We start from the raw sequence: 23252 nt of genomic DNA on the forward strand, positions 1-23252 counted from the left end.
TGGCGCTGATCTCGGACCGGGGTCAACGCCTCGGTCCGCTTCCGGTGGCCGCGATGCCGTGAGGCATCGCGGCCACCGGGCCGCCCCCGCCGAGCCTGTCGGAAGGGATTTTGATCGCAGAGAGGATCACGACCATGAGGATCGTCCCGCCCGCTCGCCTGGCCGCGGCACTCGGTCTCGTCGTGGTCCTGAGCGGCTGTTCGGGCGGCGAGGTTCAGGACGATCGGTCTCCGGGGCCTTCTGCCTCGACGGCCTCCGCCGCCTCGACGACGCCCTCCGCGGCAACATCAGCGTCGTCGTCGGGCCAGGACCCCGCCGTCATGCCCGAATCCGCCCCCACGGCCGTGCGGATCCCGGCGATCGGCGCCGACTCCGAGCTGCTGCACCTGGGACTGCGGGACAACGGCTCGCTCGAGGTCCCGCCCACGGGTCCTGACTCCCCGGCCTCCTGGTACGACAAGTCGCCGACTCCCGGTGAGCTCGGGCCGTCGATCCTGCTGGGCCACGTCAACGAGGAAGACGGCAGCGACGGCGTGTTCGCGGGCCTGCGCGATCTGCAGCCCGGCGATGAGATCCAGATCGAGCGCGAGGACGGCTCCACGGCCACCTTCGCGGTCGACTACGGCGAGGCCTACCCCAAGGACGACTTCGCCACGGACAAGGTCTACGGCAACACCGACGACTCCCAGCTGCGCCTGATCACCTGCGACGGCTACGACCCCGAGACCGGGCTGTGGGACGACAACTACGTCGTCTACGCCACGCTGACCCCCTGACCCCGCGCCGAGTGGATGCTCAATTGCGCTGTTCGCCCCGATAGCGCAACTGGGTATCCACTCGGCGGGGGGGGGAGGTGGGGCGGACCGGCTTAACCACGCACCCGGGGCTCAGAGCTCGAGCAGCATGGTGCCCTCGGCGGCCGTCGAGACCTCCGGGATGCCCTCCGCCACGAAGCCGTACCCCGGGTCCTGTTCCGGCAGGTGCAGCGCCCATGCGGCACCGGCCCATTCGTAGGTCGGCAGGGTCGCGATCGGCATGGCGACCACACCGAAGTCCCCGCGCTCGAGCTTCAGACGCGTGTAGTGCGCGAACTCGGGGCGACGGTCGATCTCTGCGGGCTCGAAGCGCGGGCCCTGCCAGTTGAGATTGCCGAGGGTGGCCTCCCGCAGGATGGCCGGGGCCTCGTCGGCTTTGAGCGGGCGGACCGTCAGGCCGGTGAGGCGTGACCGAGGCAGCATCAGGCGGCCCCGCCGTCGAGCCGCTGGGGGGAGGAAGCAGAGGATTCGCGGCCCACCGAGCGGAAGAACCACGTGTAGAAGGTGGTCCAGCCCAGGAGGAAGATCGCCAGCTCGACCGAGCGCGGGGAGACGCCCAGCAGGCGCGGCAGACCGCGACCGGGAGCGCTGAGCCCGCTGCGCCGCGCGAGTGCGGCGATGCCCGAGATCGCTCCGGTGACCGGCATGAAGCGAGCCAGCCGAGCGGGGGCGGTCCAGGCCGCGAGGCCGCTCAGCGGCATCGTCTGCGCCCCGGCTGAGCGGGCGTAGAGCTTGTACGGGGTGCCGGTGAACGGGCCGATCATCATGGCGCGGAATCCGCGATCGCGCATCTGCGCGTCCACCTTGGCGACCATCGCGGGGCTGATCGCCGGGATGCGTGCCGCCAGGGCGGCCGATCGCCCGGGGTCGGTTCCTGCGGCCCAGCGGTGGACCACTGCCCCGCCGAGGGCGGCTCCCATCGTTGCGGTGAGGGTCAGCGCCTGAGCTCGTGCCGGGCGGCGCAGCCCCACGGCGGAGGTCCAGGCGTCGGGGACCACGAAGAACACGGTGGCCTCCGCGAAGCCCCAGGTGAACGCGGCCCCGTGCTGGAACAGGGCCCATCCGATCCCGCGGCGCTGCTCGCTCATGTCCGCATCCTGCCAGCTGCAGCACGCGTCGGGGAGGAAAGGCTGGACTTCCAGCGTCATGGGTGGTCAGATTGCATGATCCGCCATATATTCATGATGGCAAACACTCCGCGGCGGGCCCGCGGAATCCTGGCCCAGGAGGCGCAGTGAGCATGTCCTCGCAGGAACCGCGCGATGACCCGAGTGCCCATACCGAGTCCGACGGGGCAGCCGCCACCGGGGAGCGGACCATGCGCCGCGAGATCCCGCAGCGCAGCACGTCCTGGGCGCGGGCGGCGGCAGCGGCCGTCGGGCGCACGGGGATCACGCCGAACATGATCTCCTCGTCCTCCGTCGTCGTGGCCGCGATCGGGTGCGCGGCCCTCGTGGGCTCGGGGTGGGCGGTCTACCTCCACGACGACGGGGTGCGGGCGGCGCTGCTGATCATCGCCGCGCTCATGGCCCCGCTGCGTCTGCTGCTCAACATGCTCGACGGCATGGTCGCCGTCGAGGGCGGCAAGCAGTCCCCGGTCGGCGATCTCTACAACGAGGTCCCTGATCGGCTCGCCGATCTGCTCTTCCTGGCGGGGGCCGGCTATGCGGCCGCTTCGATCCACGGAGGGATCACGATCGGCTGGGTCGCCGCCTCGCTGGCGGTGCTGACCGCCTACGTCCGCTCGCTCGGAGCCGCGCAGGGGCTGTCGAATCACTTCGACGGGCCCATGGCCAAGCCGCGGCGCATGTGGCTGCTGATGCTCGGCTGCCTGCTCTCGCTGCTGGAGCCGGCGCTGCTCGTCCCAATGGGCCTTCCGCGGGGCTCGGTGCTGGGCGTCGTGCTGGGTGTGATCGCACTCGGCTCGCTGGCCACCGTCGTGATCCGGCTGCAGCTGATCGGCAGTGATCTGCGGACCAGGGCCGCCGGGGCCGAGGGCGTGCCCGGCGCCGCGCCCGGTGGACAGGAGTGCTGAGCGGCATGGGGATCGCCATGATGCCTTCGGGGATGCTCGGTGCGGGCTGGCTGCCCGAGCGGGTCGGCATGATCGGCGGGGCGGCTGCGTGGCTGCTGCTGGGCGCCGTCGTCGTCCTGGTCCTGGCCTCGATCGCCTTGCTGGCGATCTCCGCCCGGCTGCCGGCGTCCAAGGAGGGCTTCAGCACGGAGCTGCGGCAGCGGACCTGGGCCTGGTGGTACATGATCGGCGTCCTGGGGGCTGCGCTGCTGCTCGGGGAGACCGTGACGCTGCTGCTGTTCGCGGTGCTGTCCCTGCTGGCGCTGCGCGAGTTCGCCGCCCTGCTGCCGGATCGACGCCATGACCGCACGGCGCTGATCTGGCTGGGCATCATCACCCCGCTGCACTACTGGTTCCTGTGGGAGCACTGGTATGGGATGGCGGCGATCTTCATCCCGGTCTACGCGTTCCTGTTCCTGCCCGCGGTCGCGGCGCTGCAGGGGCGCACGGAGCACTTCCTGTCCCGCGCCGCCTCGCTGCAGTGGGCCCTGATGGTCTGCGTGTACGCGGTCTCCTACGTCCCGGCGCTGCTGCAGCTGCCGGTGGCGCTCGCGGAGGGGAAGACGGTTGCCGAAGGCTCGGTACCGGGCTCGGGCGGCTGGCAGGGGGCGGCGCTGATGCTGTTCCTGGTGATCGTGGTCCAGGGCTCCGACGTCCTGCAGTACGTCTGGGGCAAGACGCTGGGCAAGCACCCGGTGGCGCCGTCGGTGAGCCCGAACAAGACGTGGGAGGGGCTGATCGGTGGAGTCCTCTCGGCCACGGCGCTGGGAGCTGCGCTGTGGTGGGCGACCCCGTTCGCGCCGTGGCAGGCGGCGCTGCTGGCGCTGGTTAGCTGCGTGATGGGCTTCGCGGGAGGTCTGGTGATGTCGTCGATCAAGCGGGATCGCGGCGTGAAGGACTTCGGCGCGGTGATCCCGGGCCACGGCGGGATCATGGATCGCTTCGACTCGCTGGTCTTCGCCGCCCCGGTCTTCTTCCACCTGGTGCGCTTCTTCTTCTCCCCCTGACCTCCCCGCCGAGTGGATGCTCAGTTGCGCTGTTCGCTCGAATTGCGCAACTGAGCATCCACTCGGCGAGGGGTGGAGGCTGCGGGGAGGCCGGGTAGGCGGATCAGTGCAGGGGGAGCTCCAGGGCTGGTGTGCTCAGGCGGGGTCCGGGGCCAGGATGCCCCGACGGGCCAGCTCCGGGCGCAGGCCCTCGCCCACCCAGTACGCCTCCTCCAGATGCGGGTAGCCCGAGAGGATGAAGTGCTCCACGCCCACCGCGTGGTACTGCTCGATCAGATCGGCGACCTCCTCGTGGCTGCCCACGAACGCGGTGCCCGCACCGCCGCGCAGCAGGCCGACGCCCGCCCAGAGCCCGGGGTGGACCTCCAAGTCGCGGGCGCTGTCCGGGACGGTGTCGCCGTGCAGCTCGGTCATCCCCTTCTGCGCCGTGGACTCGGACGCGGCCAGATGCTTCTGCGAGGCCTTCACCTCCTCCGGATCCATCTGCTCCAGGAAGCGCTGCGCCACGGCCCATGCGTCCTCGGAGCGATCCCGGGTGATCACGTGGGCGCGCACGCCGAACTCCAGGGTCCGGCCCTCTGCGGCCGCCAGCCCGCGCAGCCGCTCGATCCGTGCACCGACCTTCTCCGGGACCTCGCCCCAGGTCAGATGCACATCCGCCCGGCGCGCGGCCACGGGCAGCGCGGCCTCCGAGTTTCCGCCGAAGTACAGCGGCGGCACAACAGCAGGCTGCTCGAAGGCCCGGGCGTCGCGCGTCTTGTAGTGGGCGCCGTCGAAGTCGACACCGCCCTGGGCCCAGATCGACGAGACGATCTCCATGAACTCCTCGGTGCGCTCGTAGCGCTGATCGTGATCGAGCCAGTCGCCGAAGCGCTGCTGCTCGGCCGACTCCCCGCCGGTGACGATGTTGAACATCAGCCGCCCACCCGAGATCTTCTGGTAGGTCACGGCCATCTGGGCGGCCAGCGTGGGGGTGATCGTGCCGGGGCGGAAGGCCACCAGGAACTTCAGCTTGGAGGTGGCCCCGATCAGCGCGGCCGTGGCGATCCAGGCGTCCTCGCACCACGAGCCGGTGGGGGTGAGTACCGCATGGAAGCCGTTGGCCTCCGCCGCGCGAGCCACCTGTGCCAGGTAGTCGAGGCTCGGCTCGCGAGGCGTCGTCACTGCGCGGTCGTTCGAGTGCGGTCGGTCGACCACGGAGCGGCCGTCGCCGTTGGTGGGGAGGAACCAGTTCAGGGTCACGCTCATCGCGCAGGAAGCCTTCTCTCGAGCCGTGGGATGCTTGCCGTCCGCTCGAATCTACGTCCCCGCAGGCGCGCGTCCGGGGATATGCGATTCGATCCGTAGGAATAGTTGACCGAAGGGCACGGATCCCGGTCGAGCGCATGTGACGAGATGACGCCGGACTGCGGAGAATTCCTACATGTTCGGTAGGTTTCGGACTCCGACAGCTTCGCCCCTCCCCAGATCGGATGCCCCATGTCCCTCCAGGCCACCGAGACGACCCCGCCGTCGTCGGAGACGCCCGACGAGACGGACAGTCCCCGTCGTCCGCAGCGACGACGACGGCGCGGGCGTCTCCAGCGGATCCGCACCACGGCACTGAGCCTGATCGTGCTCGTCCTGCTGTGGTGGCTCGTCACGGCCGTCGGCCTGGTCCAACCGCTGTTCCTGCCTTCGCCGGGGGCTGTGTGGTCGGCCTTCGTGCAGGCCAGCTCGTGCCGTCCGGTCGATGACGACGCCACCCGGTGGGCCTGCGGTGAGCAGGGCTACTTCCTGTGGGAGCACCTGGCGCACAGCCTGCGCCGGATCGCGATCGGCGTGGGCGTCGGCGCGGTCGTCGGCGTGGCTCTGGGCGTGGTGCTCGGGGCGTTCCGCCCGGTGCGCGAGATCGTGGAGCCGTTCCTGCACTTCCTGCGCGCCCTGCCCCCGCTGGGCTACATCGGCCTGCTGATCGTGTGGTTCGGCATCGGGGACACCTCCAAGATCTGGCTGCTGTTCCTGGCTGCGTTCCCGCCGATCGCCGTGGCCACCATGCAGGGGGTCCAGGGCGTGCAGGTCGCGCGCGTGAACGCGGCGCGCTCGCTGGGGGCCACCCGCTGGCAGGTGATGCGCCATGTGACCATCCCATCGGCGCTGCCCGAGGTCATCGGCGGCATCCGCATCGCCACCGGCTTCACCTGGACCACTGTGGTCGCCGCCGAGCTGAACAACGGCATCCCCGGCATCGGCGGCCTGGCCTATGTCTCCGGAACGCAGCTGCAGACGCCGCTGACCATCGCCTGCATCATCGTGATCGGCCTGGCGGCGGTGGGGCTGGATGCTCTGATCGCGGCCGTGGGTCGCGTGGCGACGCCGTGGCAGGGCCGCGCATGAGCGCCCCCGGACAGCCCAGCCGCAACGGGCACGACGACCCCCAGGAGCCCTTCCCGATGGACGACCGGAGCATCTCCGCCAAGATCCGCCTTGCGGCCGCCGCCAAGGACTACACGACCGACTCGGGGGACACCGTGCACGCCCTGGCCCCCACGGACCTGGAGATCCGCGAGGGCGAGTTCGTGTGCATCGTGGGCCCGTCCGGATGCGGCAAGTCGACGCTGATGGACATGATCGCCGGGTTCCACTCGCCCTCGAGCGGAGTCGTGGCGGTCGACGGCGACCCGGTCACGGGCCCGTCGGCGGCGCGCGGCGTGGTCTTCCAGCAGGCCAATCTCCTGCCCTGGAAATCGGTGCGGGCCAACGTGGAGCTCGGCCCGCTGCTGCGCGGCGCGCCGGCCCAGGAGCGCCGGGAGATCGGCGAGCGTCAGCTGCGGCTCGTGGGCCTGGAGTCCTTCGCGGACCGCAAGCCCTACGAGCTCTCGGGAGGCATGCAGCAGCGCGCCCAGATCGCCCGTGTGCTCGCCAACGACCCGGACGTCATCCTCATGGACGAGCCGTTCGGCGCACTCGATGCCCTGAGCCGCGAGCGGCTGCAGGTCGAGCTGCGCGGGATCTGGCGCCAGGACCGCAAGACGATCGTGTTCATCACGCACTCGATCGACGAGGCCGTCTACCTCGGCACCCGCGTGCTCGTGATGAGCCCGCGCCCGGGCCGGATCGCCCTGGACCTGCCGGTCGAGATCGGCCGGGACCACGACGACGTCTCCGTGCGCACCAGCCCCGAGTTCACCGCCCTGCGGGAGCGGATCGCCGGGGCGATCTACGGGGACGCCGCAGGCACGTCCCGAAGCACGACGGTCGGCGAATGATGATCAGCCACGAGGAGCGCCCCATGACCACCAGCATCCGCAGGGGCCCCGTCGTCGTGTCCCTGGCCGCCGTCGCGGCCCTGCTGCTCAGCGGCTGCACCGCAGCCCAGACCGAGCGTCGTCTCAATGCCGAGCACGGCGGCGCGGTCGCCGAGTGCCCCTGGGGGGCCGATGAGTCCGTCACCGGCACGATCGACCTGGGCTATCAGCTGCTGCCCAGCGGCGACCTGATCGTGCGCGATCAGCAGGTGCTGGAGACCTGCATGCCCAACGCCGACATCCGCTGGACCCAGTACGCCTCGGGTGCCGAAGTCGTGCAGGGCTTCGGCGGCGACTCGCTGGACATCGCGACGGTGGGCTCGTCCCCGGCGGTGAAGGCACTGTCCGTGCCGCTGGATCTGCCCGTGGAGGTCGTGTGGATCCAGGACGTGATCGGCGAGTCCGAGGCGCTGATCGGCGCGGAGGGCATCACCGACCTCGAGGATCTGCGCGGCGGCAGCGTGGGCGTGCCCTTCGGCTCCACCGCGCACTTCAGCCTCCTGGCGCTGCTGGAGCAGGAGGGCCTGTCCGACGAGGTCACCGTGATCAACCTGTCCCCGGATGCCCTGCTCGGGGCCTGGCAGTCGGGGGAGATCGACGCCGCGTACATCTGGGACCCCACGCTCGGGGAGCTCGAGGCCGACGGCGGCACCCGGCTCGTCTCCAGCACCCAGGCCGCAGAGATCGGGGCGCCGACCTTCGACCTGTCGGCAGCCGATTCCGGGTTCGCCGAGGAGAATCCCGAGGCTATGGAGCAGTGGACCCGCGCTCAGGACTGGGCGGTGCAGATGCTGCAGGACGATCCCGATCGCGCCGCCGAGATCCTGGCGCTGCAGATGGGCTCGGATACCGAGACCGTCCGCCGCCAGATCGACGGCACCGGCTACCTGCGCGCCGGCGAGCAGCAGGAGCAGTTCTTCTCCGGGCCCCTGGCCGATGCCCTGATCGACACCGGGGACTTCCTGGACCAGCAGGGAGAGATCGACGCCCCCGCCGATCCGCAGCACTACCGGGACGCGGCGGCGTCGTCGGCGATCGAGGAGGTCGCCGGGGGCTGAGTCTGTCCCGCGCTCCTGGCGGCGGAGCCTGGCTCAGCGGCCGAGTTCGACTGCTCTCGGCAGGGGCAGCAGGCGGGGAACCAGCCGCACGAGCACCACCATGCCCACGAGTTCGACCATGGTCTGCATGACCACGGCCAGCGGGATCAGCGGGGCCTGGTCCGCGACGGCCACCGCCAGGGGCAGCACCACCAGGGAGTTGCGCGCGGTCGCGCTGAAGACTGCGGCGCGCGCCGAGGCCACCGGCAGTCGAGCGGCGCGGACGACCAGCACGGTCAGGGCCGTCATGAGCACCAGGAAGGCCACGTACACCGGAACGGACAGCGCGATCTCGGCCAGCTGGCCGCGCACCGCAGCGATCTGCGAGGCGATCACGGTGAGCAGCACCAGCATCAGCGCGGGGACCATGAGGGCCTGGCCGAGGGCCTCGATGCGTCGGGCGGTCAGGGAGACCCGTGAGCCTCGGGGTTCTGCGGAGACTGCCGCCGCGTCGTCGTCCGGTTTGCCGCCGCGGCCTACCGCGAGCTGCACGACGACGGCCGCGCCGAGCGGCACCAGCAGCATCCACACCAGGGCGCTGAGGAACGGCCCGGGCTCGATCCGCAGGGGGACGTCGGGCCCGGCCAGCAGCCACAGCAGCGGGCCCAGCAGGAGCATCTGCGCCAGCATCAGCAGCGGGGCCGCGGCGGTGAGGCGGGCGCGGTCACCTCCGGCCAGCCCGGCGAACACGATGACCCAGTCGATGCACGGCACCAGCAGCACCACCAGGACCCCCAGCACGAGCTCGGGATGACCGGTCAGCGGGCGGGTCAGCAGCCACGCGACCACCGGGACCACCAGGAAGTTCAGACCCAGCAGCACCAGCAGGAAGCGGCGGTCGCGCAGTCCGTCGCCCAGCTGCGTCAGCGGGATCCCCAGGAACGTGCTCCACAGCAGCACCGCGATCAGCGGCGGCACGGCCGGCTCCCACGTGGACGTCACGGCGGGGAACGCCAGACCCAGCGCCGCGCCGAGGACCATGGTCGCCAGGTACAGAGGCACCTGATGCCGCTCCAGCCACGCGACCATGACCCCTCCGCTCCCGAGCTTTCCGAACCTCCAGTCTCCGGTGGCCGCCTCGGCGGCACAAACCCGGGTCGCCGCGAGTTGCACGGACATGACCGACGCACAGCAGACCTCGTCCACCGCAGATCTCGAGCTGCGCCACGACACCGCCGCGCACGCCTTCCAGGCGCTCGACGGCGGTCGCGTCGTCGGCGAGGCCCACTACACCCCGTACGAGACCGACGGTCGCTCCCAGCGGATCTTCGACCACACCCTCACCCAGCCCAGCCATCGCGGCCGCGGCGTGGCCGATCGGCTGGTCTCCTGGGCGATCGCCGAGACCTTGGCCGAGGGCATCGAGCCGCAGGCCACCTGCTGGTACGTGCAGGGCTGGCTGCGCGAGCACCCGGAGGCACTGGCCGGCTGAGTCGGCGCCGCCGTCGTCGACCCGGTAGTTCGTGACACGTCACGGGGCCTGTGCTGGAATGACCCCATGAGCAACGTGGAGCCCGTCCCGCTGGAGACCATCTGCACCGCCGAGCCGGGGCACGAGATCCAGATCCTGCCGCCGCGCATCGTCCCGTTGGGCGGGCCGCGCGCCATGGACGTTCGACGGGTGCTGCCGCAGCGCAAGCGCTCGCTGATCGGCGCCTGGTGCTTCCTGGACAGCTACGGCCCGGACGATGTGGCGCAGACCGGCGGCATGGACGTCCCACGCCACCCGCACACGGGTCTGGCGACGGTCTCGTGGCTGTTCACCGGTCAGATCGACCACCTGGACTCGGCCGGCAACCGCGCCGTCGTGCGCCCCGGCGAGATGAACCTCATGGTGGCCGGGCGCGGCATCGCCCACCAGGAGATCTCCACTGCGGACACGACCGTCCTGCACGGCGTGCAGCTCTGGTACGCGCTGCCCGAGGCCACGCGCCACATGGAGCACCGCTTCATCCATCACGTCCCGCAGCCGGTGCACGGCGAGGGTTCGCAGATCCGCGTCTTCATCGGGGAGCTGTCCGGCGACGACGCCCGGGTGGAGACCTCCACGCCTCCGCTGCTGGGCGCGGAGATCCTGCTCGAGCCCGGTGCCGTGCTGGAGCTCGACGTCCAGGCCGGCTTCGAGCACGGCGTCTACTTGGACTCCGGCTCCCTGAGCGTGGACGGCGTCGCCGTGGAGACCGAGCACCTGGCGTACATCGGCCCGGGCCGCGAGAGCCTCCGGCTGGAGGTCGGCGGCGACGCCGAGCCCGTGCGCCTGATCCTGCTGGGCGGGGAGCCGCTGGGCGAGGAGATCGTCATGTGGTGGAACTTCATCGGCCGCACGCACGACGAGGTCGCCGCCTATCGCGCGATCTACCAGCATGAGCTCGGCTTCGAGGCCGCCCCGTCGGAGGAGATCCTGAGCGCCGCGGGCCTGAGCCCGGACGACCCTCCGCGCTTCGGGCCCTACCCCGACGGCGAGCCCGATCCGCTGCCCGCCCCGCCGCTGCCGAACACCCGGCTGCGCTCGCGGGGCTGAAGCTCCTCAGCGGCTCTCGGCGGGAGCGCCGATCGCCTCTCGCAGCGCGTCGATGAACTCCTCAGGGGAGCTCACCGGGTGCGGCAGGGGCACCGCGACGGTGTCACGGTGGGGTCCGTCGACCAGCAGGAGCATGAGCTCGCGGTCGGAGAGTGACACCGGGTAGGCGCGCCCCGTGGCGCAGCGCACGCCACCCGGCGCGTGTGGGTGCTCGGCGGTCGGCGTCGACGCCGGGCGAAGCTCGGTGAGAAGGCCCGTCAGGTGCGTGCCCCATTCGGAGCGCAGCAGCTCGACGGTCTCGAGCTCCTCCGCCGGTCCGGGCCACGACGGCCGCGGGGCCAGGGCCTCGCGATCCAGCATGTGGCACCCGGGGATGTGGTGGATCGTCATGCGCAGGGGCTCCACGCGCCACAGCTGCGAGCCCGGCCAGCAGGTGAAGGTCCGGGCGATCTCGCTGGGCAGGGGCCCCTCGGAGAGCAGTGCGGTCTCCTCGTCCTCCGTGCAGCGGGTGACCACGGCATGGCCGCTGAGCTCGGCGACCGTCATGCGGATCTCGGCCACGGGGGCCTCCGCTGCGGTCGTCATGGAGACGTGCTGCGGGCGCTCGATCGGCATGGGCGGCCACTGCCCCTCCTGCGGGGACACCACCATGTAGCGGGTGCCGTCCTGTGCGGCCCCGTGGAAGGACGTGTCCAGGAGGTGCCCGCGGACGCCGTCATGGCAGGAGATCGTCATCCGGCCGGCGCCGTTGAGCAGGCGTGCCGCGGCATCTGCGGCGGCGACGTCCAGGTGGCAGGGGGTGCCCTGTGCCGGAGCGGCTGTCTCGGCGTTCTCGCTGGGGGTCATGATCGCTCCAGAGGGTGTCGGCTGCGGTGGTGCGGCGGGGTCTGTCGCACCCTCGATGAGGTGAGCCTAACCTGACCTTGAGGTGCGCCGTCAAGAGCAGATGCCCTGTTGCGGGTCGAGCTGAGCGTCGTCGTGCCAGGATCGGGGCATGCACATGCCCTCTGAGCCCGTCTGGAGCTGGGTCGAGACGCCGATCGGCGACGGCCTGATCGTGATCGGGCCGCAGGGTGCGATCCGGGCGGCGTTCTCCCGCCCCGACGGCACGGGCATGCCCAGCGAGGAGTCCGTTCTGATCGAGGCGGGCGCTCAGCTCGGAGCTGCGCCTGCGCACGACCCTGCCGCGCTGGCCGAGATCCTGGAGCGGATCGAGGCCTGGTTCGACGGCTCCGTGCAGGACCTCGACGTGCCCGTCGACCTCGCTCCGGCTGACGGCTTCAGACGGGCGGCGTGGGAGCGGATCGCGCAGATCCCGTACGGGCAGACCCTGGCCTACGGGCAGCTGGCCGCCGAGGCGGGCCGTCCCCGAGCCGCACGTGCGGCGGGGACGCTGTGCTCGGAGGTCCAGGTGCCCCTGTTCCTCCCGGTGCACCGCGTGACCCGCGCCGACGGCAGCACCGGCGAGCCCGACCCCCGCCATGCCGTGCGCCGCATGCTGATCGACCACGAGCGCGCGGTCCTGACCGGCGGCCCATCCCCCTGGGCGTGAGCGCTGCCCCGTCGAGGCCGCAGCACCGCATGCCCCCACCGTTGAGGCCGCACAGTCGCATGCCATCCGCGCTGATGGGTGGCCCTTCTGCGGCCTCAACGCGTGCGGCGGCGAGGCGATGCAGGTCGATAGGGTTCTGCGCATGACGACCGATGGGAAGACCCTCCAGCGGGTTGCCGCAATGCTGTTCGCCTCGGTGTATCCGCACTACGTGACCAAGGTCGAGAAGAAGGGCCGCACCCGTGAAGAGCTGCACGCGGTCATCACCTGGCTGACCGGCTACGACGACGCTGAGATCCAGCACCACCTGGACGCCGAGACGCCGTTCGAGCAGCCGCTCATGCAGCAGGTCCGCTGGATGGACAAGCTGGTCGACGAGCTCGCCAAGGGCAAGGCGCTCGAGAAGATCCTGCGCGGCTGAGGTCTCAGAAGCTCACGATGCCGGTGATCGTGACCTCCGCGGTCCCGCCGACCCACACGTCCTGACCGTCCGAGCGCACGCGCACCCGTCCGCTGCGACCGATCGCCGTGCCCTGCGCCGCCGTGTACTCCTCCGGTGCCACCCCGGCGCGGATCAGCCACGTCCCGAAGCCCGCCTGGAGGCTGCCCGTCACAGGGTCCTCGCGCATGCCGTGCTCCGTGGGTACGAAGGCGCGGACCTCCACGTCGGCATCCCGTCCCGGCTCATGCGGGCCGAAGACGCCCAAGCGCAGATCGTGCTCCGCGATCAGGGCGGCATCCGGCTCCAGGGCCAGGACGGCCTTGGCATCCGCCAGCACGATCCCCAGCCACCCGGGCCCGTTGTCCACCCAGTTGGCGTCTTGGACCTCGCCCGGCTTCAGGCCGAGCGCCTCGGTGGCCAGCGCGAGGGCCGACGACTCGACTTCTCCGCCACGGCGCAGGGGAGGGGCTGAGAAGGACAGGCCGTCGTCGTCGGACAGGACGGTGATCAGACCCGCACCGCACTCCTGGACCACGGTCCCGTCCCGGCGCAGTGCGCCGCCGGCCGCCAGCCAGGCGCGTGCCGAGCCCAGGGTGGGGTGCCCGGCGAACGGCAGCTCCTCCTGCGGGGTGAAGATCCGCACGCGGTAATCGGCCCGCTCGTCCTCCGGCGGCAGCAGGAAGGCAGTCTCGGAGAGGTTGGTCCAGCTCGCGAACTGGGCCATCTGCTCATCGGTGAGCTCGGCGGCGTCGTGCACGACGGCCAGCGGATTGCCCCCGTGCGGCACCGCGGAGAAGACATCGACCTGGGAGAAGCGGAAATCGACCATGGTCGTGAGTCTGGCACTGGGCTCGGACGGCACAACGGCCCCGCGCGGTCATGGTGATCGTCGTGCTGAGGGCGGATCGGCTCTTCTGCGACGTCGGCCGTCGGTGGCAAGCTGGAGGCACAGTCAACCGCGGACCCGCGTGCGGTCCGTTCGAGAGGAGCCCGACCATGAAGCAGTTCATCGTCCCCGCCGGCGGCGGCCTGGAGAATCTCCGGGTCGACGACGTCGCAGAGCCCGGCGCTCCCGGCCCCGGCGAGATCCGTGTGCAGGTCAAGGCCTCGAGCCTGAACTTCCACGACTACCTGGTGATCTCCGGCGGCACGCCCCCGGACGAGGATCGCGTGCCCCTGGCGGATGCCTCCGGCGTGGTCGCGGAGGTCGGCGAGGGTGTCGACGAGTTCGCGGTCGGCGACCACGTGGTCTCCTTGTTCTTCCCGTTGTGGCAGTCCGGCGACGACGTCCCGTCCTCCTTCGCGGGCTCCCCGGGCGACGGCGTGGACGGCTATGCCCGCGAGTCCGTGGTGCGTCCGGCGAGCTGGTTCACTGCAGCGCCCGAGGGGTGGACCCACCCGGAGGCTGCGACCATCACCACCGCCGGCGCCACCGCCTGGCGCTGCCTGGTGACCGAGGGCGGTCTGAAGCCCGGGCAGACCGTGGTCCTGCTGGGCACCGGTGGCGTTTCGATCCTGGCGCTGCAGATCGCCAAGGCCATGGGCGCCCGCGTGGCGATCACGTCGTCGTCGGACGAGAAGCTCGCCCGCGCTCGCGAGCTCGGCGCCGACATCACGGTGAACTACAACGACGACCCCGAGTGGGGCCGCACGATCAAGAAGCAGACCGGCGGGGCGGACATCGTCCTGGAGTCCGCCGGCGCGCAGACCCTGCCGCAGTCGCTGCGGGCCGTGAAGCCGGGCGGGGTGATCTCGCTGATCGGCGTGGTCGCCGGCGACAAGGGCGAGATCCCCACTGCGCTGCTGATGACCAAGCAGGTGCGCCTGCACGGCGTGCTGGTGGGCTCGCGGGCCATGCAGCAGGAGTTCGTGGCGGCCATGGACGGCCTGGGCATCCGGCCGGTGCTGGATCAGACCCTGCCCATGACCGATCTGGCGAAGGCTTGCGAACTGATGCAGGGCCAGTCCCACCTGGGCAAGATCGCCCTGGAGTGGTGAGACCGCGTCCCTGAGTACGCGGCTGCCTGCCGAGATCCCGTTTCCCTGCGCCCGTTCCGCCGAGATCCCGCCAGAATGTGCGGAATCGCGGAATCCGCGAACGGAAGCGGGATCTCGGCATCAGCGGCGCACGGAAGCATGATCTCGGCGAGGAGAGAGGGCGCTATGGGCGTGATGTCCTCTTGGGCCGGCGTCCGGGCTGAGGTCGCTGGTCTGCCTGAGCAGGTGCCGGATGCATGGGCCTTCGGGGCCACGAGCGAGCAGGCCGACGAACTGCTGGGTCTGGTGCTCGCCGGGACCAAGACGGGGACTGCATCCTCGCTGTGGGACTACGAGGCCGAGGGCGAGCCGTTGCCGACAGCAGGGGACCTGAGCATCCTCCTGGACGGCCGCGGGGAGCCGCGCGCTGTGATCCGCACGACCGACGTGCACGTGGCCCCCTTCTGCGAGGTCGGCGCAGGGCATGCGCGCGCCGAAGGGGAGGGCGACCGGTCCCTGGCGCACTGGCGCACCCGGTGCCGTCCAGCTGACGCTTTCGCGCGCGGCTGCCTGCCGAGCTCACGCTTCCGTGCTCTCGGTCCGTCGAGATCACGCCAGAATGCACGGAATCGCTGATTCTGCGCATGGAAGCGTGATCTCGGCACGAGCGATGCACGGATGCGTCGATTCGACGACCGCCGCGTGTCCAGCATCACCCAAAGTGCAGTTGTGCAGAAATAGCGCGAGTGCAAAAATGCACTCGTGCAAGAAGAGAGTCTGAGAGAGCGCAAGAAGGCCCGGACGTGGCATGACATCCATGTCGCCGCCGCCGAGGCCGTTCTGGAGCGAGGTCTCCAGGCCGTGACGGTGGAGGACATCGCCGCGTCCGTGGGGATCTCCCAGCGCACGTTCTTCAACTACTTCCCCACCAAGGACCACGCGGTCATGGGGGTGCGCGAGCCCGCCATCCCGGACGGTGCCGCCGAGCGGCCCCCTGAGGGCGCGAGCACGCTGCGCAGCGTCGTCGAGCTCTACATGCAGCTGCTGGCCTCCGCCATGCCCGCGAAGTCCGCGGACTTTCGGGTCCGCCTCATGCAGACCCACCCGGACCTCGGGCGTCTGCTCAAGGACACGATGCACGGCTGCGAGCACATCGTGCGCGATCTGCTCCGCGGCTGGGCCGAGCAGGGCCTGGAGCCCCGGATGCTGGGCCCCGGCCAGGACCTCGACGAGCGCATCAGCATGCTCGTGCTCACCGCCGGTGCCGCGCTGCGCTTCGTGTTCTCCCGCCCGGACCGTGTTCCTGGCTCCGAACCTTCCCCGGAGGACCTCGACCACGCGGTCGACGTCCTCGTCAGCCTCATCAGAACGGACCACGCATGACCACGACACCCCCTGGGGCGACTCCACGGAGCGTCCCTCCGACGAGCGCCAGCCCACGGGCGCGCTCACGGCCGTCGACTCGGCCAGCCTGGGCCTGCCCAGCTCCTCGCCGATGACCGGCCAGCTCACCGCCGTCCGCGGCTCTTCCGCCGCGCATGAGGCAGAGAGCGCGGACCGGGCGCAGGAGGCCGACCAGCCGCGCCCCCGCCTGATCCCGATCTTCATCGCGCTGATGCTCGCGATGCTGCTGGCCTCGCTGAACCAGACGGTGCTCTCCACCGCGCTGCCCACCATCGTGGGCGAGCTCGACGGCGTGCACCAGATGCAGTGGGTCATCACCGGCTACATCCTGGCCTCGACCGTGACCATGCCCTTCTACGGCAAGATCGGCGACCAGATCGGGCGCAAGCCCCTGCTCGTGGGCGCGATCCTGGTGTTCATGGTCGGCTCCGTCGTGGGCGGGCTGGCTCCCACCATCTGGTGGCTGATCGCCGCCCGCGTGGTCCAGGGCCTGGGCGGCGGCGGCCTGATCATCCTCTCCCAGACCGTGATCGCCGACATCGTCCCGGTGCGCGAGCGCGGCAAGTACATGGGCGTCATGGGCGGCGTCTTCGCGCTGTCGTCGGTGGTGGGGCCGCTGATCGGCGGCTGGATCACCGAGGGTCCGGGCTGGCGCTACGCCTTCTGGATGAGCGTCGCGCTCGGCGTGATCGCCCTGGCCGGCGTCGTCTTCTTCCTCAAGCTGCCCAAGCACCACGGCCGCGTCTCCGTGGACGTGTGGGGCATGCTGACCCTGGGCGTGGCGACCGTGGCCGTGATCCTGACGATCACCTGGGGCGGCAGCACCTACGACTGGGCCTCGGCTCAGATCTTCGGGCTGATCGCGATCGCCGTGGTGTTCACCGGGATCTTCATCGTCATCGAGTCCCGCGTGGCCGAGCCGGTGATGCCGCTGTCCATGTTCCGCAGCCGCACGTTCCTGCTGGCCACGGCCTCCGGAATGATGATCTCCGTGGCCATGTTCGGCGCGATCGGCTACATGCCGACCTACCTGCAGATGGTCCACGGCGCCAGCGCGACCAGCTCGGGCCTGCTGATGACGCCCATGATGGCGGGCGTGCTGATCGCCTCGACCGGATCGGGAGCCCTGGTCTCGCGCTACGGCCGCTACAAGGCCTACCCGCTGGTCGGTGCGGTGCTCGTGGTCATCGCCCTGTACCTGCTCTCCCAGCTCACCGCTGAGGCCGCCGTGTGGCACGTGTGCCTGGCGCTGGGCGTCATGGGCGTGGGCCTGGGCCTGATCATCCAGATCCTGGTGCTCGCGGTGCAGAATGTGTTCCCCGGCTCGATGGTCGGCACGGCCACGTCGGGCAACAACTTCTTCCGCCAGGTCGGGGCCACGATCGGCTCGGGAGTGGTCGGCGTGATCTTCGCCGGTCGCCTGACCGACCTGATCGCCGAGCGCATGCCCGCCCAGGCCCAGGCGGCCATGCAGGGAAACGGCTCGGACGCCTCCTCCGGGCTGACGCCCGAACTGGTGGACTCGCTGCCGGCGCCGATCCAGGACGTGATCACCTCGTCCTACAATGACGCCCTCACGCCGATCTTCATGGTGATGATCCCGCTCGTGGTGCTCGCGCTGATCCTGATGGCCTTCATCCCGGAGACGCCGCTGGCCACCTCCATGAAGCGCGACGTCCGGTCCGAGGGCGGCGACGGCGGCGACGCGCGCGGCGAGGGCTCCGGCTCCGCTGCGCGCCCCGCTGCCGACGACTCCGACGTCGACCGGCCCGCTGCGCAGCGCACCGTCGACGACGAGCGCCGCGACCCGGCGCCCGAGCCCCTGCCCGTGCTCGATCCGCAGGAGCAGCCCCGCCGTTGACCTTCAGGCACCTCACGGTCCTGCTGCGCCCCGTCGACCATGGTCGACGGGGCGCAGTCTCGTTAGGCTCTCAGGCATCGAGCGACGCGGATCACACCTGTTCCGCGCGCACCCCCGCTGCGGGCGCGCAGAAGGAGGACGGCGCTGTGACTCTTCTGGACACCTCGGCCTTCGAGGGCCGCATCTTCACCGGCACCTGGGGGCCCGGCGACGGCGAGCCGATCGTCGTGCGCGACCCGGCCGACAACGCCGAGCTGGCCACGATCGGCTCGGCCTCGGCGGAGCAGGTCCATCAGGCCGCCGCACGCGCAGTCTCGGCGCAGGAGAAGTGGATCGCGTTGAAGCCCTCCGAGCGCGCCTCGGTGCTGCGCCGCGCCGGCCAAGTCATCCAGGAGAACCACGACGAGCTCGCCGGCTGGGTCATCCGCGAGACCGGCGGCATCCCCGCCAAGACCGGGCTGGAGGTCGGCAACACGGCCGCCGAGTGCTTCGAGGCCGCCGCCCTGCCGAGCCACCCGCACGGCCAGTGGCTGCCCTCCGACGGCGCCCACTGGTCCTTCTCTCGCCGCCGCCCCTGCGGCGTGGTCACGGTCATCGCGCCGTTCAACTTCCCGCTGCTGCTGGCCATGCGCTCCGTCGCCCCGGCCCTGGCCACCGGCAACTCCGTGCTGCTCAAGCCGGATCCTCGCACCTCGGTCATCGGCGGCTTCGCCCTGGCCCGGATCTTCGAGGAGGCCGGGCTGCCCGAGGGCGTACTGCAGGTGCTGCCCGGCGGCGGGGACATCGGCGCCGCATGCGTGGAGGCCGAGGAGGTCCGCGTCATCTCCTTCACGGGCTCCACCGCCGCGGGCCGGAAGATCGGCGCCGTCGCCTCGGAGAAGCTCAAGCGCGTGCACCTGGAGCTCGGCGGCAACAACGTGGCGATCGTGCTGCCGGGGGCTGATGTGGACCTGGCCGCCTCTGCCGGGGCCACCGGCTCGTTCTTCCACCAGGGCCAGATCTGCATGAGCACCGGCCGGCACATCGTCCATCAGGACGTCCACGACGAGTACGTCGACCGGCTGGTCGCCCGGGCCGAGGCCCTGGCGGTTGGCGATCCCTCGACCGAGCAGGTCCACCTGGGCCCGATCATCGACGAGAAGCAGCTCAAGAACATCGACTCGGTCGTCCAGGACTCCCTGACGGCCGGCGCCGTGGCGCGCACCGGCGCGGATCACGACGGCCTGTTCTACCGTCCGACCGTCCTCACCGACGTCACGCCGGACATGCCGGCCTGGTCGCAGGAGATCTTCGGCCCGGTCGCCCCGGTGCACCGGGTGGCCTCCGTGGACGAGGCCGTCGAACTGGCCAATGCCTCCGAGTACGGACTGTCGGTCTCGATCATGGGCCCCGTGGGCGAGGCCATGAAGGTCGCCGATCGCATTCGCTCTGGCAAGGTGCACATCAATGAGATGACCGTGGCCGATGAGGCCAATGCGCCCTTCGGCGGTGTGGGCGATTCGGGCAACGGCAGCCGCTTCGGAGGTGCTGAGGCCAATCTCGAGGCCTTCACCGAGATCCAGTGGGTGACGGTCTCCCCGGACGAGATCCAGCACCCGTTCTGAGCCACGTGCCCGCTGCGCTGTCGGGCAGCGGGCTCAGGCCAGCAGGGTCCCCCGCTGCGGGCGACGACGGCCCCGCCGACCCAGGTGCCGTCGTCGCCGATGGTCACGCGCATCAGGGCGCTGTGGCCGACGGCGCGGCCCTGGGCCACCGTGAACGACGCCGGGGCGAGTCCGCGCGGCACGAGCCATGAAGCGAAGGCCGCCACGAGGGTCGCGGTGGCGCGCTGCTCGTCGATGCCGCGGGACGGGGCGAAGGAGCGCAGCTCGAAGTCGGCGGGGCTGCCATCGGCGTGCGGGCCCAGGACGCCGACCATGTGCTGGCCGAGCTGGTCGATGTCCGGCTCCATGGCCAGCACGGTCTCGGCGCTGTCCGCGAGCAGCCCCAGGAACCCGGTCCCGGAGTCCAGCCAGGCTGACCCCTGCACCTGATCGGGCTCCAGGCCGAGGACCTCGCAGATGATCTCGACGGTGAGCTCATCGGGTTCTCCGCGGTCGAACAGCGGCGGGGCCGTGAAGCTCAGGGTCTCGTCATCCTGCACCTGGACCGGGGTCAGCCCGATCTCGCTCTGCTGGACGAGGGTGCCGTCGCTCGCCGAGGAGCCTTCGCGGTCGAGCCAGGCCCGGGCGGCCGCGAGGGTGGACATGCCCGCGAAGCGCACCTCGGTCTTGGAGCGGAACGCTCGTGTGCGGAAGTCTGCTCGGCTGTCGGTGGGGGAGAGCACGAAGACGGTCTCCTCGTGCGGCAGCCACTCGGCCAGGCCGTGGATCCGCTCCTCGGAGAGGCCGTCGGCCTCGAGCACGACGGCGATGGGGCTGCCCTCGAAGGGCTCGGTCGCGAAGACGTCGATGACGGCGTGGGGAAGGGCGCTCATGGCCACGAGCGTAGGGCGCGAAAGCCCCTGGATCGGTCGCTGAACAGGCTTTCGGAGCCCTTGCAGAATCAAGAGCGGACGGGTCGATGCGGACTCGTCGGCAGGACCCCGACGACCGCTCAGCCGGCTCGGTCGGAGTCGGGCGTCGGCACGGTGCGACCCCACCGCGGCACCCATCGCACGCTCAGCCCGGCGACCAGGGCCCAGAAGGCCGCGGACATCCCGGCCACGCTGACCCCGGAGGCGACGACGGCGAAGGTCACCGCGGCGGGCACGAGATCCTCGGTGCGCTCGAGCGCGGCCCTCAGGGAGGAGGCGAAGGTGCCGAGCAGGGCGAGTCCGGCCACCGCCGGGATGACGCCCTCCGGAGCCAGGCTCACCAGCGCCCCGAAGGCGCCTGCTCCCAATCCGATCAGCACGAGCAGGCAGCCGGAGGCCACTCTGGCGATCCAGCGCCGGGAGCGGTCCTCTCCGGCCTTGGGCCCGGCGGCCAGGGCGGCGCTGATGGCGGCCAGGTTCACGCCCGGGGCCCCGCCGGTGGCGCCCAGCAGCGAGCCGAGACCGGTCACGGTCATGCTGCGGCGCCACGGGATGCGATACCCGAGCCCCTGCATGACCGCGGCACCCGGCACGTTCTGCGAGGCCATCGTGACCAGGAACAGCGGGACGGCCAGCCCGAGCACCGCAGGCGCGCTGAGCTGAGGGGCCGTGAGGTGAAGGTGCGGCACGAACCCGGCCGGGTCGATGCTCTGCCCGGTGCGCAGCACGTGCACGGCCACCACGACCGCGGCCGCGGCGAAGGCCGAGGGCACGGCCCAGCGCGGGAACAGTCGGAGGCCCACGAGCCACACGAGGATCACGGGCAGGACGCCGGCGGGCTGGGCCACCGCTGCCTCGATGGGGCCCAGGCACAGCTGCAGCAGCACGCCGGCGAGCATGGCCTGGGCCACCGCCGGCGGGATGCGGGCGATGGGATCCCCGAGCGCCGGGATCAGGCCAGTGGCGACCACGAGCAGGCCGACCACCAGGAACGCTCCGACAGCGGCCGGCCATCCGCCCTCGACGGCCCCCGTGGAGGCCAGCAGGGCGGCTCCGGGCGTGGACCAGGCGATCGTGATCGGCTGCCGGGACCAGACGGCCAGCAGGATCGAGCCCAGGCCCATCAGCACGGTCACGACCATGAGGCCGCCGGCCGCCTGCGCGGGATCGGCCCCCACCGCGGACAGCCCGGCCAGGACCACCGCGAACGTGGAGGTGAAGGCCACCAGAGCCGAGACGACTCCCGCCGAGGTCGGCTGCATCACCTCGGCGCGGGTCGCGCTCAGCGCGCGCTCACTTCTTGGGCGACCAGAAGCGGCGGTCGCGATCCCACTGCACGGTGCCGTCGTGGGCCTTGCGGAAGGCCTTCACGACCGACTGATCCAGGGCGGGGTGTCCGTGGGGGCTGGTGCGCACCCACTCCTGCCCGAACTTCTCCGGCACCAGGCGGACGGCATCGTCCTGGTCGAGCCGTCCCTCCGTGCGGATCGTCTCGAGCATCCAGTCTGCGATCTCCTCAGGCGTCGTCATGCGGGCAACCCTACGCGTCCTGCGGGCTCGCTCCGCGCTGCGATGGCGGGATGCCGGGCCGCGGCGGGCGGTCCGCCTCCAGGGCGGCGACCGCGGCGCAGATCCGGCGGAACGACGGCGGCAGATCCTCCATCCGCGCCGCAGCCGCGGCCTCCGCGAACCGCTCCGGGCGCTTGGCGGCCAGCGTGCCGCCGCGGGCCTGCAGGGCGGACACGAACGACGGCCACCGGGACAGCTCGTCCTCCAGATCCACCTCGAGCGCGGACCAGGACGGCCCCACGACGGTCGGCCCGCCGAATCCCCACCCGCCGACGGCGGGGTCCTCGCCGCGCCAGCGGGGATCCGCGGCTCGGGCGGCGGCCGTCGGGTCGATCGCGGCCGCCGCCGTCGAGCCCGGTGCTGCGGCGGACGACGACCGCAGTGACGCCACGAGCGCCTCCGTGGCCTGGCGCCGACTGCGCAGGATCCGGTGCCGAGCGGTCGAGGACCCCGAGACGGGACCGCCGTCGCCGTCGAAGAGCACGTGGTGCGGGATCCCCAGGGCCAGGTGGAAGTGGTGCAGGACGGCCAGGCGGGTCTTGCTGCCGGCCGGCTGCACCAGGGACAGGCGGTCGCCGCTGCGCCGCAGCACCTGCTCCAGCACGGCCTGATCCGTGGTGCCCTCGACCAGCAGGGTGCGCGGGGAGGCGAGCATCCGGCCGAGGTCGTGCTCGGGAACGACCCCGAACTCGCGGGCGACGTGATTGCGCGCCCGGCCCATCGACCGAGCGAGCTCGTGCAGGCGCACCGTGCGGGGGCCGTCGCGGGTCAGGCGGACGACGGATTCGAGCTGGGACGGCGGGACGGGGGCCGCCTCGGCGGGAGAGGCGGCCACCGGCACCTCGAGCCGCTGCGCGTCCGAGGGCCGGTCGTGCGCCGGCGGAGGACTCAGACGGGGGTCGCGGGATGCCACGCGGCCCAGGGTAGGCGTCCGCGCCGGGCACCGCGCGCCCCGCAGGACGCGCGGGCCTCCCCAGAAAGGATGAGCCGGGGCCCAGCAGGGCCCCGAGAGTTCACTCTCTGGCCTGATGCCGTCAGGTGCGCATGTTTGGGAGGATGGCGCACAGCTGATGCGGAAGGCACCACCGGATTCGAGTCCGGCTGCCGCGACGCACAACCCCCTACACAGGA

General features: G+C 71.4%; 24 protein-coding genes and 1 pseudogene. 15 read left to right on the top strand and 10 right to left on the bottom strand.

The features are described from left to right. Nucleotides 1-134: 134 nt before the first annotated feature. Nucleotides 135-776, top strand: coding sequence for a class F sortase (locus OVA15_RS11070; RefSeq protein WP_024289415.1), 642 nt, complete (start codon nt 135-137; stop codon nt 774-776). A 111-nt stretch (nt 777-887) separates the two neighbouring features. On the opposite strand, the gene OVA15_RS11075 is transcribed toward OVA15_RS11070, so the two are convergent. Further along, nucleotides 888-1238: a hypothetical protein gene (locus OVA15_RS11075; protein ID WP_268144987.1), complete on the bottom strand. Its 351-nt coding sequence runs from the start codon at nt 1236-1238 to the stop codon at nt 888-890. Continuing rightward, nucleotides 1238-1903, bottom strand: a complete 666-nt coding sequence (locus OVA15_RS11080; RefSeq protein ID WP_268144989.1) for a hypothetical protein — start codon at nt 1901-1903, stop codon at nt 1238-1240. Before OVA15_RS11080 ends, OVA15_RS11075 begins: the two co-directional genes overlap by 1 nt. A 152-nt stretch (nt 1904-2055) precedes the next feature. Here OVA15_RS11080 and OVA15_RS11085 point away from each other — a divergent pair, with 152 nt between their 5' ends. Next, entirely contained in the window at nt 2056-2850 is a 795-nt protein-coding gene (locus OVA15_RS11085; RefSeq protein ID WP_239546519.1) for a CDP-alcohol phosphatidyltransferase family protein, read from the top strand. A 5-nt stretch (nt 2851-2855) separates the two neighbouring features. Further along, on the top strand, nt 2856-3896 hold the full coding sequence (locus tag OVA15_RS11090) for a phosphatidate cytidylyltransferase (protein ID WP_268144991.1): 1041 nt from the start codon (nt 2856-2858) through the stop codon (nt 3894-3896). Nucleotides 3897-4031: 135 nt separating this feature from the next. Here OVA15_RS11090 and OVA15_RS11095 read toward each other — a convergent pair whose 3' ends face one another. Further along, nucleotides 4032-5144 (bottom strand): LLM class flavin-dependent oxidoreductase, encoded by a 1113-nt coding sequence (locus OVA15_RS11095; RefSeq protein WP_268144993.1) that lies wholly within the window; start codon nt 5142-5144, stop codon nt 4032-4034. 231 nt (nt 5145-5375) lie between these two features. Between OVA15_RS11095 and OVA15_RS11100 the strand changes: the two genes are divergently transcribed. From OVA15_RS11100 to OVA15_RS11110, 3 genes are read left to right on the top strand one after another with little or no spacing between them, the layout of a single operon-like run. Further along, a complete protein-coding gene (locus OVA15_RS11100; RefSeq protein ID WP_268144995.1) occupies nt 5376-6272 on the top strand; it encodes an ABC transporter permease in 897 nt (298 codons plus the stop codon). Further along, nucleotides 6269-7144 carry an ABC transporter ATP-binding protein gene (locus OVA15_RS11105; RefSeq protein ID WP_268144997.1) on the top strand — a complete coding sequence of 292 codons (876 nt, stop codon included), beginning with the start codon at nt 6269-6271 and terminating at the stop codon, nt 7142-7144. Before OVA15_RS11100 ends, OVA15_RS11105 begins: the two co-directional genes overlap by 4 nt. Before the next feature lie 23 nt (nt 7145-7167). Next, complete coding sequence (locus tag OVA15_RS11110) at nt 7168-8241, top strand: taurine ABC transporter substrate-binding protein (RefSeq protein WP_268144999.1); 1074 nt, start codon at nt 7168-7170, stop codon at nt 8239-8241. 33 nt (nt 8242-8274) lie between these two features. On the opposite strand, the gene OVA15_RS11115 is transcribed toward OVA15_RS11110, so the two are convergent. After that, nucleotides 8275-9309 carry an arsenic resistance protein gene (locus OVA15_RS11115; RefSeq protein WP_024289406.1) on the bottom strand — a complete coding sequence of 345 codons (1035 nt, stop codon included), beginning with the start codon at nt 9307-9309 and terminating at the stop codon, nt 8275-8277. Between the two features lie 88 nt (nt 9310-9397). Between OVA15_RS11115 and OVA15_RS11120 the strand changes: the two genes are divergently transcribed. Further along, nucleotides 9398-9712, top strand: a complete 315-nt coding sequence (locus OVA15_RS11120; protein WP_268145001.1) for a GNAT family N-acetyltransferase — start codon at nt 9398-9400, stop codon at nt 9710-9712. Nucleotides 9713-9778: 66 nt separating this feature from the next. Further along, the gene (locus tag OVA15_RS11125; protein WP_268145003.1) at nt 9779-10801 is read left to right on the top strand and encodes a pirin family protein; all 1023 of its coding nucleotides are present in this window, start codon (nt 9779-9781) and stop codon (nt 10799-10801) included. A 6-nt stretch (nt 10802-10807) separates the two neighbouring features. Here the strand turns inward: OVA15_RS11125 and OVA15_RS11130 are convergent, their stop codons facing one another. Next, nucleotides 10808-11647 (bottom strand): hypothetical protein, encoded by an 840-nt coding sequence (locus OVA15_RS11130; RefSeq protein ID WP_268145006.1) that lies wholly within the window; start codon nt 11645-11647, stop codon nt 10808-10810. A 154-nt stretch (nt 11648-11801) separates the two neighbouring features. Between OVA15_RS11130 and OVA15_RS11135 the strand changes: the two genes are divergently transcribed. Both OVA15_RS11135 and OVA15_RS11140 read left to right on the top strand, forming a co-directional pair. After that, a complete protein-coding gene (locus tag OVA15_RS11135; protein WP_157796635.1) occupies nt 11802-12353 on the top strand; it encodes a methylated-DNA--[protein]-cysteine S-methyltransferase in 552 nt (183 codons plus the stop codon). A 142-nt stretch (nt 12354-12495) separates the two neighbouring features. Further along, on the top strand, nt 12496-12774 hold the full coding sequence (locus tag OVA15_RS11140) for a DUF2200 family protein (RefSeq protein WP_268145008.1): 279 nt from the start codon (nt 12496-12498) through the stop codon (nt 12772-12774). Between the two features lie 4 nt (nt 12775-12778). Here OVA15_RS11140 and OVA15_RS11145 read toward each other — a convergent pair whose 3' ends face one another. Then, on the bottom strand, nt 12779-13624 hold the full coding sequence (locus OVA15_RS11145; RefSeq protein ID WP_268145011.1) for a PhzF family phenazine biosynthesis protein: 846 nt from the start codon (nt 13622-13624) through the stop codon (nt 12779-12781). 167 nt (nt 13625-13791) lie between these two features. Here OVA15_RS11145 and OVA15_RS11150 point away from each other — a divergent pair, with 167 nt between their 5' ends. The 5 genes from OVA15_RS11150 to OVA15_RS11170 all read left to right on the top strand — a co-directional run bounded on the left by OVA15_RS11150 (nt 13792) and on the right by OVA15_RS11170 (nt 19641). Next, nucleotides 13792-14793, top strand: a complete 1002-nt coding sequence (locus tag OVA15_RS11150) for a zinc-dependent alcohol dehydrogenase family protein (protein ID WP_024289400.1) — start codon at nt 13792-13794, stop codon at nt 14791-14793. A 174-nt stretch (nt 14794-14967) separates the two neighbouring features. Then, nucleotides 14968-15408: an ASCH domain-containing protein gene (locus tag OVA15_RS11155; protein WP_442786752.1), complete on the top strand. Its 441-nt coding sequence runs from the start codon at nt 14968-14970 to the stop codon at nt 15406-15408. Nucleotides 15409-15534: 126 nt separating this feature from the next. Then, nucleotides 15535-16155 (top strand): TetR/AcrR family transcriptional regulator, encoded by a 621-nt coding sequence (locus OVA15_RS11160; protein ID WP_268145013.1) that lies wholly within the window; start codon nt 15535-15537, stop codon nt 16153-16155. 112 nt (nt 16156-16267) lie between these two features. Further along, nucleotides 16268-18037, top strand: a complete 1770-nt coding sequence (locus tag OVA15_RS11165) for a DHA2 family efflux MFS transporter permease subunit (protein ID WP_268145015.1) — start codon at nt 16268-16270, stop codon at nt 18035-18037. A gap of 146 nt (nt 18038-18183) precedes the next feature. Then, a complete protein-coding gene (locus tag OVA15_RS11170) occupies nt 18184-19641 on the top strand; it encodes a benzaldehyde dehydrogenase (RefSeq protein ID WP_268145017.1) in 1458 nt (485 codons plus the stop codon). Between the two features lie 98 nt (nt 19642-19739). Here OVA15_RS11170 and OVA15_RS11175 read toward each other — a convergent pair. The 4 genes and pseudogenes from OVA15_RS11175 to OVA15_RS11190 form a co-directional block, all read right to left on the bottom strand. Continuing rightward, nucleotides 19740-20690 (bottom strand): annotated as a pseudogene (locus tag OVA15_RS11175) (PhzF family phenazine biosynthesis protein); the annotation flags it as partial. Next, nucleotides 20633-21814 (bottom strand): benzoate/H(+) symporter BenE family transporter, encoded by a 1182-nt coding sequence (locus OVA15_RS11180; RefSeq protein WP_268145717.1) that lies wholly within the window; start codon nt 21812-21814, stop codon nt 20633-20635. The gene OVA15_RS11180 and the pseudogene OVA15_RS11175, both read right to left, overlap by 58 nt. 31 nt (nt 21815-21845) lie before the next feature. Further along, complete coding sequence (locus OVA15_RS11185; RefSeq protein WP_024289393.1) at nt 21846-22082, bottom strand: DUF6953 family protein; 237 nt, start codon at nt 22080-22082, stop codon at nt 21846-21848. A 10-nt stretch (nt 22083-22092) separates the two neighbouring features. Beyond that, complete coding sequence (locus OVA15_RS11190) at nt 22093-23034, bottom strand: TOPRIM nucleotidyl transferase/hydrolase domain-containing protein (RefSeq protein ID WP_268145019.1); 942 nt, start codon at nt 23032-23034, stop codon at nt 22093-22095. Between the last annotated feature and the right edge of the window lie 218 nt (nt 23035-23252).

The organism is Kocuria sp. SL71, assembly GCF_026672465.1.
Taxonomy (GTDB): domain Bacteria; phylum Actinomycetota; class Actinomycetes; order Actinomycetales; family Micrococcaceae; genus Kocuria; species Kocuria palustris.